The 12,529-nt window shown below is 58.8% G+C and carries 8 protein-coding genes, 1 tRNA gene and 1 pseudogene; 4 read left to right on the top strand and 6 right to left on the bottom strand.

All coding sequences use genetic code 11. The annotated features are described in order from the left end of the window. Nucleotides 1–136: 136 nt before the first annotated feature. From OKB81_RS15990 to OKB81_RS15980, 3 genes are all read right to left on the bottom strand, one after another. The gene (locus OKB81_RS15990) at nucleotides 137–1,669 is read right to left on the bottom strand and encodes a lytic transglycosylase F (RefSeq protein WP_103261916.1); all 1,533 of its coding nucleotides are present in this window, start codon (nucleotides 1,667–1,669) and stop codon (nucleotides 137–139) included. Between the two features lie 177 nt (nucleotides 1,670–1,846). Beyond that, nucleotides 1,847–3,532: an aspartate:alanine antiporter gene (locus OKB81_RS15985; RefSeq protein ID WP_029314601.1), complete on the bottom strand. Its 1,686-nt coding sequence runs from the start codon at nucleotides 3,530–3,532 to the stop codon at nucleotides 1,847–1,849. Between the two features lie 771 nt (nucleotides 3,533–4,303). Further along, nucleotides 4,304–4,379: transfer RNA gene (locus OKB81_RS15980), tRNA-Asn, on the bottom strand. Nucleotides 4,380–4,511: 132 nt separating this feature from the next. Here OKB81_RS15980 and uvrB point away from each other — a divergent pair. From uvrB to OKB81_RS15965, 3 genes are all read left to right on the top strand, one after another. Further along, a complete protein-coding gene (gene uvrB, locus OKB81_RS15975) occupies nucleotides 4,512–6,524 on the top strand; it encodes an excinuclease ABC subunit UvrB (RefSeq protein WP_052814371.1) in 2,013 nt (670 codons plus the stop codon). Next, the gene (locus tag OKB81_RS15970; RefSeq protein WP_041215068.1) at nucleotides 6,521–6,778 is read left to right on the top strand and encodes a DUF1232 domain-containing protein; all 258 of its coding nucleotides are present in this window, start codon (nucleotides 6,521–6,523) and stop codon (nucleotides 6,776–6,778) included. Before uvrB ends, OKB81_RS15970 begins: the two co-directional genes overlap by 4 nt. A 147-nt stretch (nucleotides 6,779–6,925) precedes the next feature. Next, complete coding sequence (locus tag OKB81_RS15965; RefSeq protein ID WP_010674909.1) at nucleotides 6,926–7,588, top strand: DedA family protein; 663 nt, start codon at nucleotides 6,926–6,928, stop codon at nucleotides 7,586–7,588. 246 nt (nucleotides 7,589–7,834) lie between these two features. Here OKB81_RS15965 and dsbB read toward each other — a convergent pair whose 3' ends face one another. Both dsbB and nhaB read right to left on the bottom strand, forming a co-directional pair. Next, nucleotides 7,835–8,356 (bottom strand): disulfide bond formation protein DsbB, encoded by a 522-nt coding sequence (gene dsbB / locus OKB81_RS15960; RefSeq protein ID WP_010674908.1) that lies wholly within the window; start codon nucleotides 8,354–8,356, stop codon nucleotides 7,835–7,837. An 86-nt stretch (nucleotides 8,357–8,442) separates the two neighbouring features. Further along, nucleotides 8,443–10,017 (bottom strand): Na(+)/H(+) antiporter NhaB, encoded by a 1,575-nt coding sequence (gene nhaB / locus OKB81_RS15955; RefSeq protein WP_052814370.1) that lies wholly within the window; start codon nucleotides 10,015–10,017, stop codon nucleotides 8,443–8,445. 333 nt (nucleotides 10,018–10,350) lie between these two features. Between nhaB and fadR the strand changes: the two genes are divergently transcribed. After that, a complete protein-coding gene (gene fadR / locus OKB81_RS15950) occupies nucleotides 10,351–11,064 on the top strand; it encodes a fatty acid metabolism transcriptional regulator FadR (RefSeq protein WP_010674906.1) in 714 nt (237 codons plus the stop codon). 59 nt (nucleotides 11,065–11,123) lie between these two features. On the opposite strand, the pseudogene OKB81_RS15945 reads toward fadR, so the two are convergent. Continuing rightward, nucleotides 11,124–12,461 (bottom strand): annotated as a pseudogene (locus OKB81_RS15945) (SpoVR family protein); the annotation flags it as partial. Between the last annotated feature and the right edge of the window lie 68 nt (nucleotides 12,462–12,529).

Genomic DNA, 12,529 nt, shown 5'->3' with positions numbered 1-12,529 from the left:
AAAGCAAGCTGGGATGACAATTATCGGGCACAACTATTCTTTGGTTAAATAACCAACAAAGTATGCTCCCGCCCTGGGCCGAAGAGGGGAGCGCGTATAGAAACGAGGCGCCCGTGAGCGCCTCGTCCGGCAAGGATCACTGGGTCGGTTTCGCCGCCGATGTGCTGATGTCCTCCTTCGCCTCCTGTTTCAGGGCATCGCTCGCCTGCTGGCGCAGAGCCACCTGCTCCATCACCAGCTTGTAGGCGATGTAGTACTTGTAGATGTTGCCCACATAGGTGACCGTCTCGGGGCCGATTTTCTCTGCCGCCACGTACTCGACATTGTGGAACCAGACGTTGGGATCCAGCCCCCGTTTCCTGGCCTCGGCACGGAGCCTGGCTACCCGGGCGGGGCCGGCATTGTAGGAGGCGAACGAGAAGAGGGCCTTGTCGAGGGCGGTCATGGGCTCGTCCGCATAGTAGTGATCGATCATCCAGCGCATGTATTTGACGCCCCCGTGAATATTGGGCTCGAGCTGGCGGATGTCGCCGACCTTCAGCCCCTTGCCGGTGGCGGGCATGATCTGCATGATGCCGATGGCGCCCACATGGCTACGGGCATGATGGTTGAGGGCGGACTCCTGGTAGCCCTGGGCCGCCATCAGCAGCCAGTCCATGTCATAGCGTTCGCCATATTCACGGAACAGCTCGACCACCTGTAGGAATTTCTTGCGCTCCGCCTCGGCGGCGGCGCTTTTGACGAACTTGTTCTGCTTGAGATAACGGGCCAGGATCTCATCCCCCGTCGCCTTGCCGCGCAGCGCCTTGATCTGCTCGTTGAGCATGGCGAGCAACTGGGGGCTCTCCTTGCGCACCGCCCAGGCGATGACGCCCCCTTCCCGGAACACGGGGGCGTCGTGAATGGTGATCCCGGGGAAAATCTTTTGCCAGAAGCGGGCCTTGTGCTCGTCCATGACGATGAAGGGGAGCAGGCCTGCGTTCACCATCTCCACCAGATCTTCATCTTCGAGTACCTCCGAGGCGGGTTGGAGGTCGATGAGGGGCTCTCCCGCCGACTTGCGGGCCTGGTTGTAGGCCATGAGGCTCTCGTAGTAGCTGGAGGAGGGGCGCACGAAGACGCGCTGGCCCCCGAGATCGGCGGCGCTTTCCACCTTGGGGGAGAGGGGGCCGGAGACGAGCAGCTCCCGCACGTTTTCAAGCAGGGGATCGGTGAAGGCGATACCCTGCTTCTTGCGCTTGTCCGTGATGGTGAGATTGGCGGCGGCGATGTCGCCTTTGCCCTCGATGAGGGAGCTCAGCAGCGCTTCCCGGGCCACGGGAATGAAGACGAAGTGCACCTTGAGGTGGCGCTTGATCGCCTTTTGCTTGCGCAACTGTTCGTTGAGACGCTTTTCCACCTGCATGAAGGCATCGTAGGTGACGCCCCGCTGCACGCCCTTGGTGATGAAGAACCCCGTCTTGTTGTAGGTGGTGAGCACTCGGATGGTGCGCTGCTCCAGCATGACGTCGAGATCTCCCAGCCTGGGTCTGGCAAGCTCGTCCCCCTCAAAGCTCAGGGCGCTTTTCTCCGTCTCTGCCTCGGGGGCCACCTGCTTGCCGGATTCGGCCCCCCAGGCTGGCGTCAGGGAGCAGAACCACCAGATCACGACCATCCATGCGCGTTTCATCACTTACACCTAGCTCGTTTTATTGAGTGTAAGTGGCGCCTTGTGGGTGATTTAGCTTATTGGGTTTGATAGAGATGGCCCCATAGCACGATTTCCACTATTCCATCCAGGAGTGCCCGCCCATGAAAAAAGGAGCCCCGAGGCTCCTCTTTTTCTGCGTGTTGCGGGCCCGTTTGGCTAGAACCAGAAGCCGATGATGAAGGAGCCCGCCAGGGTCAGCATGACGTTGGCCACCGCATAGGTGCCGGCATAGCCGAGCGCCGGGATGGAGCTGTTGGCCGCTTCGTTCACCACGTCCATGGCCGGGGCGCAGGTACGTGCGCCCGTGATGGCGCCGAGCAGCAGGGCTGGGTTCATTTTGAGCACCCAGACACCGAACAGGTAGCCTACCAGCACCGGCAAGGTGGTCACCAGCATGCCGGAGAAGAGCACCACCATCCCCACTTCGCTCAGGTGATCAAGGATGCCGCCCCCCGCCTTGAGGCCGGTACTCACCATGAAGACAGCGAGCCCGAGATCCTTGGCAAGGCGCAGGGCCCCCGGCGGCACATAGCCCACCGTGGGGTGGTTGGCCCGCAGGTAGCCCATCAGGATCCCCGCCAGCAGCAGGCCGACGGCATTGCCGAGGCCGAACTCTATCTGGCCGAACACCAGGGAGACGGAGCCGATGAGCAGCCCCAGCACGAAGAAGGTGGCAAAGGCTACCAGATCCGTGGTCTGGCTGTGGATGCTGATGAAGCCGATCTTGTTGGCCAGCAGCTTGACCCGCTGCTTCTCGCCGCTGATCTGCAGCACGTCACCCTTTTGCAGCATGATATTGCGATCGAACGGCATCTCGATCTGGGAGCGCACCACCCGGTTCAGGAAGCACCCCTTCTCGGTGAGGTTGAGCTCCACCAGGTGGCGACCCACCACGGCATCGTTCTTCACCACGATCTCTTCGGTGACGATCTGGAGGTCAAGCAGGTTGCGATCGAACACCTCTTTGCCGTTGCGGTAGTTGACGTCGAGCTTCTCGTGGCTCTCGGGGTAGCCCACCAGAGCTATCTCGTCCCCTTCCTGAATGACGGCATCACCGTCGGGGCTCGCCAGGATGCCGTTGCGGCGAATGCGCTCCACATAGCAGCCGGTGTGGGGATAGATGCCGGTCTCCCGCAGGGTACGCCCCCCGATCCAGGCGGCGAGCTCTGGGCCGACCCGATAGGCGCGGATGATGGGCAGATAGGTCTTGCGGCTCTCGCTGTCGGACAGCCCCCGCTCGCGCGCAATCTTCTGCGCTTCGGTATTGAGATCCAGCCTGGCCAGGGAGGGGAGGTAGCGCACCACCAGCATCAGCCCCACCAGCCCCACCAGGTAGGTCAGGGCGTAGCCGATGCCCATGTTGTCCAGCACCGACTGCATGTCGGTCTGGTGGGGCAGGTTGAGCAATCCGCTTCGCAGGGCGTCCTGCGCCCCCACCAGGGCCGGCGTGGAGGTGAGGGAACCTGCCAGAATGCCGGCGGCCATGCCGGGCCCCAGATTAAAGAACTTGGCGAGCCCCACGGTCAGCAGCAGGGCCGACAGCAGGATCACCAGGGTCAGGGTGATGTAGTGGATGCCGTCGCGAAGGAAGACGCTGAAAAAGTGCGGCCCCGCTTCAATTCCCACACAGAAGATGAACAGCATGAAGCCGACGTTTTCAGTGGAGGTGGAAAACTGGAATCCCATCTGGCCAAACAGCAGGGCGGTGAAGAGCACGCCTATGGTGTTGCCTATCTGGAAGTTGCCGATGCGTACCTTGCCCAGCAGCAGCCCGAAGGCTAGTACCACGAACAGCAGCAGGGAGTCGCTTTGATGTAGCAGTGTCACGAAATCTATGGTCATGCCCGGAAAAACCGAGGATAAAAGTGAGGCCGATATTGTGCCGGATCCTGTATCAAGAAAGAAGCGCCAAAGCGGATTAACAGCCAGTTAAGTGCTGGTCTCTTCGATGAAGATAGGGATGCGAGGGGGGGCTGGGGAAAACACCTCTATTTTACGCTGCAAGGCCCGCTGTCAATGAGTGAAATATGCTGTCGAGCAGAGAGGGGATGACGCTCCTGTGGACAATTTATTACCTGCTGCATGGGGAGCAAACGGGCATGTTTTTCAGCATTTTCCACTGAGGAAATTGAAGGGTAACAAAAGAGACTCATGACTCATCCGGCGAGGGCTGACCCGCAGGACGCGGCATAGCGAAAAAAAATCCCCCACAGGCAGCACCGCGAGTCGATTCATCCCATTTAGGGGGGAAGGGAAAAACAGCAGAAAATGGGGAAGAACGGGGGCAGCCATCGCAAACCGGGGACAATGGCTGCCAGCCCAGATGAACCGTGGCTTTGGTCAAGTTACCCACAGAAACTGTGGATAACCCTGTTTATGAAACTTGGCGATCAGGCTGAAAGCCGCGCCAATACTGGGCTGCAAGGACTGTTCAAAAAATACCTGCAATAAATTGTTTCTATAAAAATCAAATAGTTATACGCAGCAGAACAAAACGCTGCTGGTCAGTAACGGGAGATCAAAAGGGAGTCAGGCCGCAGGGGAGGGCTTGTGCATTAAAATTGGAAGAGGAAAGCACTAAAGTGGATAACTTGCACCGAGATGGTGAGGAATTGGCTCCCCCGACTGGACTTGAACCAGTGACATACGGATTAACAGTCCGCCGTTCTACCGACTGAACTACGGGGGAACATCAGGCAAGGAGGTGCATCATACAGAGGTCGTATTTCAGGGTCAATAGCCATCAGGGAGGGTGAGCGGATACCCAGCTCCTTCAACTCGGGGTACACTGCTCCCTTGCCGTTTTTTGCCGGGAGTCGTCATGAGCAAGTTATTCCAGTTGGCCAGCCAGTTTCAACCCGCCGGGGATCAGCCGAGGGCCATCGCCCAGCTGCTCGATGGCATCGAGTCGGGACTGGCCCACCAGACCCTGCTCGGGGTGACCGGTTCGGGCAAGACCTTTACCATGGCCAACGTCATCGCGACTCTTAATCGTCCCACCATGATCCTGGCCCCCAACAAGACCCTGGCGGCCCAGCTCTATGGGGAGATGAAGGAGTTCTTCCCCGACAACGCGGTGGAGTATTTCGTCTCTTATTACGATTACTACCAGCCCGAAGCCTATGTGCCGACCACGGACACCTTCATCGAGAAGGATGCCTCCATCAACGATCACATCGAGCAGATGCGGCTGTCAGCCACCAAGGCGCTGCTGGAGCGGCGCGACGTGGTGATCGTCGCCTCGGTATCGGCCATCTATGGTCTGGGGGATCCCCAGGCCTACCTCAGCATGATGCTGCACCTCAAAGTGGGGGACGTGATCAATCAGCGGGATATCCTGCGCCGCCTCGCCGAACTGCAGTACACCCGCAACGACATGGCCTTCCAGCGCGGCACCTTCCGGGTGCGGGGGGAGGTGATCGACATCTACCCCGCCGAATCGGACAAGCTGGCCCTGCGGGTGGAGCTGTTTGATGAAGAGGTAGAACGCCTCTCCCTGTTCGATCCCTTGACCGGCGCCATCGAGCAGACGGTGGTGCGTTACACCATCTACCCCAAGACCCACTACGCCACCCCGCGGGAGACCATTCTGGGTGCCATCGAGCACATCAAGGAGGAGCTCAAGGGGCGGCGCGAGCAGCTGATGAACCTCAACAAGCTGGTGGAGGAGCAGCGCATCAGCCAACGCACCCAGTTCGACATGGAGATGATGCAGGAGCTGGGTTACTGCTCCGGTATAGAGAACTACAGCCGCTACCTCTCCGGCCGCGCACCGGGTGAGCCGCCGCCCACCCTGTTTGACTACCTGCCGGGGGACGGCCTGCTCATCATCGACGAATCCCACGTCACGGTGCCGCAGATCGGCGCCATGTTCAAAGGGGACAGATCCCGCAAGGAGACCCTGGTGGAGTACGGCTTCCGCCTTCCCTCGGCGCTGGACAACCGGCCCCTCAAGTTCGACGAGTTCGAGGCGCTGATGCCCCAGACGGTGTTCGTCTCGGCGACCCCCGGCCCCTACGAGCTGGAGAAGTCAGGCGGTGACGTGGTGCAGCAGGTGGTGCGTCCCACCGGCCTGCTCGATCCTGAGGTGGAAGTGCGGCCGGTCAGCACCCAGGTGGACGATCTGCTCTCCGAGATCCGCAAGCGGGTGGCGGTGGAGGAGCGGGTGCTGGTCACGACACTGACCAAGCGGATGGCGGAGGACTTGACCGAATACCTGGCGGATCACGAGGTACGGGTGCGCTATCTGCACTCGGATATTGATACCGTGGAGCGGGTGGAAATCATCCGCGACCTGCGCCTTGGCAAGTTCGACGTCTTGGTGGGCATCAACCTGCTGCGCGAAGGACTCGACATGCCGGAAGTCTCCCTGGTGGCCATTCTGGATGCGGATAAAGAGGGCTTCCTGCGTTCCACCCGCTCCCTCATCCAGACCATCGGCCGGGCAGCGCGCAACCTCAACGGCAAGGTGATCCTTTACGGGGATACCATCACCAACTCCATGAAGGTTGCGATCGAAGAGACCGAGCGGCGCCGCGCCCTGCAACACGCCCACAACCTGGAACACGGCATCGTGCCGAAGGGGCTCAACAAGGCCATCGGCGATGTGATGGACATGGGGGGCAGCCGCACGGCGGGCAAGGCGGGCAAGGGGAGTCGCAAGGCTGCCGAACCGCAAGGGGAGTACCATGCCCGCTCTGCCAGCGAGATCAGCAAGGAGATCAAGCGGATGGAAGAGCAGATGTTCCAGCATGCGCGTGATCTGGAGTTCGAACAGGCGGCGGCGCTGCGGGATCAGATCCAGCGGCTGCGCGGCGAGCTGATCGAGTCATGAGCACCAGACGCTGGCTCATCTGGCGGCGTTTGCGCCGCCTCTATCAAGGCTTTCGCCACCCAGGCACGCCCTGGTGGGCGAAGGGGCTGGTGATCCTTATTCTGCTCTATGGCATCAGCCCGGTGGACGTTGTCCCCGATGTGGTGCCTCTCCTTGGCTGGCTCGACGACGCTACCTTGTTGCTGCTCCTCTTGTGGGGCTGGGAGAAATGCTTGCCCGGCGAGGTGCTGGCCGCTCTGGACAAGGCCGAGTGAGCAGAAGCCTACGTTCAGGGAGAGGGGAAAAGAAGGGGGGACTGAATGACTCCCTTCATGGGATTCGAAAAAGGGGACCATGGGGAGATTGTGAGCCAGGTCTCATTGGCGTAGACTCCACGCCGTTCACTTCATGGGTACCAAAAAATGGATCTGATCCTCTTTGCCATCGACTTTATTCTGCACGTTGACGTGCATCTGAAAGAGCTGTTCGAGAACTATGGCGTCTGGGTATACGCCATCCTGTTTCTCATCATCTTCTGTGAAACCGGGCTGGTGGTGACTCCCTTCCTGCCGGGGGACTCCCTGTTGTTTGCTGCAGGTGCCCTCACCGTGGGCAGCGTGTTGGACGTGCACACCCTAGCCGCCGTGCTGATCATCGCCGCGGTGCTCGGCAACGTGGTGAACTACACCATAGGCCACTTCTTCGGTGAGCAGCTGTTTCGCAACCCCGATTCCAAAATCTTTCGCCGGGACTATCTGGTCAAGACCCATGCCTTCTATGCCAAGCATGGCGGCAAGACCATCATCATCACCCGCTTCCTGCCCATAGTGCGCACCTTCGCCCCCTTCGTGGCGGGCATGGGGGCCATGACCTATCCCCGCTTCCTGGCGTTCAACCTGGTGGGGGGGCTCTTGTGGGTGCTCTCCTTCGTCTATGCCGGCCACTTCTTTGGCAATCTGCCGGTAGTGCGCCACAACTTTACCCTGCTCATCTTCGGCATCATCGCGGTCTCCTTGTTGCCCATGGTGATCGGCATGGTGAAGGCCAGGAGAAGTGCCAGCAAGGCTACCTCCGAAGGCGCGTGACATCGCCGTGCACGACATGAAAGAAGGGAGCCGATGGCTCCCTTCTTGTTGGTAGGCCGAGTGGCAGGTCGCTGCTGCGCCCTTTGACCCGCTTGTGGCCTGTTACGATGATGCACACCCGCAGGCAGCCACTTCATTGGCAGAACAGGGAGAAGGAGATCCGGCCCTCTGGGCATGGGGTCGTGAGGCGATAAAGAGGAAATAAAAAGGGAGCCATGGGCTCCCTTCTTAGGGTCGAGTGACGAACTAGTTGCAGCAGCGCCCTTTTATCAGGTTGCCAGCAGCCACGATGACGAACACCAGCAGATAGGCGGCAAAGATGACCACGAGCCACTGCGGCATGGAGAAACCGAGGAACTGCCAGCTGATCTCGCTGCAGTCGCCGTCCGGGTAGAACATCCAGGGAACCCACTTATCCAGTGGTGCCCAGGCAGGGAAGTCAACAAATCCCTCGCATACGTTGAAGGGGGAGGGGTTCATCTGGTAATCCACATGCTTGAGCGCCAGTTTCAGGCCCCAGAAGGCGCTGTAACCCCACAGGAGCATGGCACTCCAGCGCAGGTACCAGCGCTCTGGCGCGACCATGCCGAGGAGGCCGGCCGTGAGTACGCCGAGGAGGGCGATACGTTCATAAATGCACATCACGCAAGGGTGCAAACCCAACACGTGCTGGAAGAAGAGGGCGCAGAGTTCCAGCGCGAAAGCGGAGGCTGCCAGCAATCCCCAGGCCAGACGATGACTGGCAATGCGGCGAAGATACTCGATCATATGATTGATCTCTCAGAGAAAAATAGTGGCTGAATTAGAGCAGAGCCCCATCTGAAAAGAAAGGGGTCGAACAGCCCCTTTCATGATCAGTGTGTGGACGGGGTGGGCAGTGGCAGTGCCCCATGATCCAGCAACCACCCTGCCTGATAGAACCATTCGGTTGCAGGACCGAGGAGCAGTTCCACGGAGAAAAAGCCGACAAGCCCCAGCACCAGGGTATAGGGCAGCGCCATCCAGACCATACGGCCATAAGAGAGGCGCAGCAGGGGAGCGAGGGCCGAGGTGAGCATGAACAGGAATGCGGCCTGGCCATTGGGGGTGGCGACCGACGGCAGGTTGGTGCCCGTGTTGATGGCCACGGCCAGCAGATCAAAATGCTCCCGGTTGATGGCGCCGTTGATCAGGGCGGTCTTCACCTCGTTGATGTAGACGGTGCCGACGAAGACGTTGTCACTGACCATGGAGAGCAGACCGTTTGCTAGGTAGAAGAGGGCAAGCTGATCCTCCGGCTTGGCCGCCAGTACCCACTGGATCACCGGCTTGAACAGCTGTTGATCGATGATGACCGCCACCACGCTGAAAAAGACGGTGAGCAGGGCGGTGAATGGCAAAGCCTCCTGGAATGCCTTGCCAAGCGCGTGTTCTTCAGTCACGCCGGTGAACGCCGTCGCGAGCACGATGACCGTCAGGCCGATCAGCCCAACTGCAGCCAGATGGAGGGCAAGACCCGTGATAAGCCAGGTGGCAATCAGCGCCTGGACGATCAGCTTGGCCTTGTCCTGCGGGGTACGTTGTGCGTCTTCGTCGCGCTCGTAGGATTCCATGATGTGACGCACGGGCTCGGGCAAGCGGGCGCCATAACCGAACCAGCGGAATTTTTCGACCAGGATGCAGGTCAGCAGGCCGCAGATGAAGACCGGAATGGTGACTGGTGCCATGCGAATGGCAAATTCACCGAAGTGCCACCCGGCCTGTTCACCGATGATGAGGTTCTGGGGTTCGCCGACCAGGGTGCAGACGCCCCCCAGGGCGGTACCGATGGCGGCGTGCATCATCAGGCTGCGCAGGAAAGCACGAAACTCGTTCAGATGCTGGCGGGAGAGCTCGTCAATCTCTTCGTCATCATGATGCAGATTGCCGGACTCATCCCGGGAGGCCACCTTGTGGTAGATGGCGTAGAAGCCGGTGGCGACGCTGATGACCACGGCGATCACGGTCAGGGCATCAAGGAACGCGGAGAGGAAGGCAGACACCAGGCAGAAGGCGAGAGAAAGCAACGTTTTGGAGTGGATGCGCACCAGCATCTTGGTAAAGACGTAGAGCAGCAACTGCTTCATGAAGTAGATGCCGGCCACCATGAAGACCAGCAGCAGAAGCACTTCGATATTGGCCACCAGCTCATGCTTTATCTGGTTGGCGGAGGTCATGCCGATGAGCACGGCTTCGATGGCCAGGAGTCCGCCCGGTTGCAGCGGATAGCACTTGAGGGCCATGGCCAGGGTGAAAATGAACTCGACAACCAGCAGCCAGCCGGCCAGGAAGGGATCAACGTAGAAAATGACCGGGTTGATCAGCAGGAATAGAACGATGGCAATTTTGTACCATCGCGGAGCATTGCCCAAAAAGTTCTTTGTAAACGCGCGCCCTAGGCTGATTGGCATAATGACGGTTCTCTGTTCTGTTGTTGATATCTGCGTCTATGCAGTCGAGCCCGACCCGAGCCGAACATCCGGATATTCACCTGTATCAGATTGATTGCACATGATTTTAATCAAGGGAGCGATAACTATAAATAAGCTCGCCGAACTTGCCCAGCGAGCAAACGCTTATATCCCCATCATTTGGTGTTGGTTGACTCCCCACTTGTTGCTGTATACATATTTTTAACAAAAAGATCGGGGTAATGTGAGCAGAGGACCGACCTTCTGCTTGCCAGCATGACCGGCTTTGCTATTATTCGGGGGCCTTTTTACGCACTACAACAGAGTCATTACATGGTCATTAAAGCGCAAAGCCCTGCCGGGTTTGCCGAGGAATACATCATCGAGTCCATCTGGAACAATCGCTTTCCTCCTGGATCCATTCTGCCGGCGGAGCGCGAGCTGTCCGAATTGATCGGCGTGACTCGCACTACCTTGCGTGAAGTGTTGCAGCGCCTTGCCCGTGATGGCTGGCTCACCATCCAGCATGGCAAACCGACCAAGGTCAACAATTTCTGGGAAACCTCCGGTCTCAACATTCTGGAGACACTGGCACGTCTCGATCAGGACAAGGTGCCGGATCTGGTGGCACAGCTGCTCTCCGCCCGGACCAACATCTGCACCATCTTCATCCGTGGCGCCATTCGCAACAACCCGGAACAGGCCGCCGAGATCTTGCGGGGTGCCGATGATGTGGAGAACACGGCCGAGGCCTATGCGGACTTCGACTACCGTTTGCATCACCAGCTTTCATTTGCCTCGGGCAACCCCATCTATGCCTTGATTCTCAACGGTTTCAAGGGCTTGTACAGCCGGGTTGGCCGCTACTACTTCTCGGACAAACAGGCGCGGGAAACCGCAGATGCCTACTACAAGACGCTGCGCAAGCTGGCCGAAACCAAGGATCACGAAGCCGTGTTCATGACAGTACGCCAGTACGGCATCGAGTCTGGCAAGCTTTGGACCCGTCTGCGTCAGGACATGCCAAGCAACCTGTGTGACAACTGATTGCCCTGATCCAAGAAAAACGCGCCTGATGGCGCGTTTTTTTATGCCCGGCACTGACGTCAGGTCATGCTCTTGCGGTCCGGACAACGGCCGATGATATCTGCGGATAGCTCGCCATTGTCCTGCTCCAGCACCACATCGAAGCCCCACAGCTGATGCAGATGCTTGAGCACCTCGTGGCGTGACTCGCCAAGGGGGATGCGGTTGTGGGGAACATAGCGCAGGGTCAGGGAGCGATCGCCTTTCACTGCCACGTTGTAGACCTGAATGTTGGGCTCCAGGTTGCTCAGGTTGTATTGAGCGGACAGGGTGCTACGCACCAGTCGGTAGCCCTCTTCATTGTGAATGGCGGACACCTTGAGGTAGTTCTTCAGATCGTCGTCATCGATGGCAAAGAGCTTCATGTCGCGCATCACCTTGGGACTGAGGAACTGGCTGATGAAGCTTTCGTCCTTGAAGTTCTGCATGGCGAAATGCAATGTCTCGACCCAGTTGGTGCCAGCGTAATCGGGGAACCAGTATCTGTCCTCCTCGGTCGGGTGTTCGCAGATGCGACGCAGGTCCGTGAACATGGCAAAGCCAAGGGCGTAGGGGTTGATCCCCGAGTAATACCGGCTGTTGTAGGGGGGCTGATAGACCACGTTGGTGTGGCTGTGCAGTACCTCCAGCATGAAGCGATCGCTGATTTTTCCCTCGTCATAGAGGTGGTTGAGAATGGTGTAGTGCCAGAAGGTGGCCCAGCCCTCGTTCATCACCTGCGTCTGCTTCTGCGGGTAGAAGTACTGACTGATCTTGCGCACGATACGCACCACCTCGCGCTGCCAGGGCTCGAGCAGGGGGGCATTCTTTTCGATGAAATAGAGGATGTTCTCCTGAGGCTCGGCAGGATAGCGCCTGTCTTCCACCCCGGCAATCTTGTGCTGCTTGGGCAGGGTACGCCACAGCTCATTGACCTGGGTTTGCAGATAATCTTCCCGCGCCTTCTGGCGCCGTTTCTCCTCGGCCAGAGAAATCTTCTGGGGCCGCTTGTAACGATCCACCCCGAAGTTCATCAGGGCATGGCAGGAGTCAAGCAGTTTCTCCACCGCATCGATGCCGTGTTTTTCCTCGCACTCGGTGATGTAGTTCTTGGCAAACAACAGGTAGTCGATGATGGAGGAGGCATCGGTCCAGGCCTTGAACAGATAGTTGTTCTTGAAGAAGGAGTTGTGACCATAGCAGGCGTGGGCCATGACCAGCGCCTGCATCGGCATGGTGTTCTCTTCCATCAGATAGGCGATGCAGGGGTCCGAGTTGATGACGATCTCGTAGGCCAGTCCCATTTGGCCGCGCTTGTAGTTGCGCTCGGTGTGGATAAAGCGCTTGCCGAATGACCAGTGTTGATAACCCAGGGTGAGAGCGTGAACAAATTGTTAAATTGAGGTCAATTTAGCCAACCCAGCATCCAGTACCTTTTCCAGATAGG

The sequence above is a fragment of the Aeromonas sp. QDB56 genome, assembly GCF_027705505.1.
GTDB classification, from domain to species: Bacteria; Pseudomonadota; Gammaproteobacteria; order Enterobacterales; family Aeromonadaceae; genus Aeromonas; species Aeromonas caviae.
Note: the sequence above shows the minus strand (reverse complement) of the source record. Positions and strands in the feature narration are given on the sequence as shown.

Coding starts and splice junctions, on each gene's coding strand:
- nhaB (WP_052814370.1), bottom strand. CDS start 10,017: ATGCCAATCAGCCTAGGGCGCGCGTTTACAAAGAACTTTTTGGGCAAT.
- OKB81_RS15965 (WP_010674909.1), top strand. CDS start 6,926: ATGGATCTGATCCTCTTTGCCATCGACTTTATTCTGCACGTTGACGTG.
- fadR (WP_010674906.1), top strand. CDS start 10,351: ATGGTCATTAAAGCGCAAAGCCCTGCCGGGTTTGCCGAGGAATACATC.
- uvrB (WP_052814371.1), top strand. CDS start 4,512: ATGAGCAAGTTATTCCAGTTGGCCAGCCAGTTTCAACCCGCCGGGGAT.
- OKB81_RS15985 (WP_029314601.1), bottom strand. CDS start 3,532: ATGACCATAGATTTCGTGACACTGCTACATCAAAGCGACTCCCTGCTG.
- OKB81_RS15990 (WP_103261916.1), bottom strand. CDS start 1,669: ATGAAACGCGCATGGATGGTCGTGATCTGGTGGTTCTGCTCCCTGACG.
- OKB81_RS15970 (WP_041215068.1), top strand. CDS start 6,521: ATGAGCACCAGACGCTGGCTCATCTGGCGGCGTTTGCGCCGCCTCTAT.
- dsbB (WP_010674908.1), bottom strand. CDS start 8,356: ATGATCGAGTATCTTCGCCGCATTGCCAGTCATCGTCTGGCCTGGGGA.